Origin of the sequence: Frankia sp. AgKG'84/4 (genome assembly GCF_023242965.2) — a bacterium.
Classification (GTDB): domain Bacteria; phylum Actinomycetota; class Actinomycetes; order Frankiales; family Frankiaceae; genus Frankia.
In genome coordinates this window covers 1-510 of the sequence record NZ_JALKFU020000743.1, presented here as the reverse complement: position 1 = coordinate 510, position 510 = coordinate 1, and the positions used below count along the sequence as shown (strand labels likewise).

Genomic DNA, 510 nt, shown 5'->3' with positions numbered 1-510 from the left:
GCGCGGGGCCGGCCCACCCGTCCCGCGGGCCGGCGGCGGGGGCCCGCCAGACCCGCCGGGCCTGCGCCGCGGAGTTCTCGGCGTGCGTGAGGATCCCGTCCCAGCGCCCCTGCATCGGCCGGATGAGGCCGCCGCCCACGCCGACCACGACGACGCCACCGACAGTCGCGAGGATGGCCCACAACAGAGGAGTGGTGACCGAGGTGGCGAGACCGACCTCGTCCAGTCCGGCCTTGCCGAAGGCGAGCAGGAGCACCGCGGCGACCGCGTCGGCGGCGGCGCGGGCGTAGCCGAGGTCGCGCAGGGCCTCGCGGACGAAGGTGCGGGCGAGTCGGGCCAGGCAGACGCCGAACACGATGATCGCGCCCGCGAGCATGGTGTGGAGCACGAGGATCAGCAGTTCGGTGACGGTGGTCTCGGCGGAGCTCGGCCCGAACACGCCGACCGCGACCCGCAGTACGGCCAGGTGGCCGAGGCCGGCCAGGGCCCGCAGCGCCCCCGCCCGCAGGT

At 76.5% G+C, this 510-nt stretch carries 1 pseudogene; it reads right to left on the bottom strand.

The annotated features are described in order from the left end of the window. Positions 1-510 (bottom strand): annotated as a pseudogene (locus tag MXD58_RS24905) (mechanosensitive ion channel family protein); the annotation flags it as partial.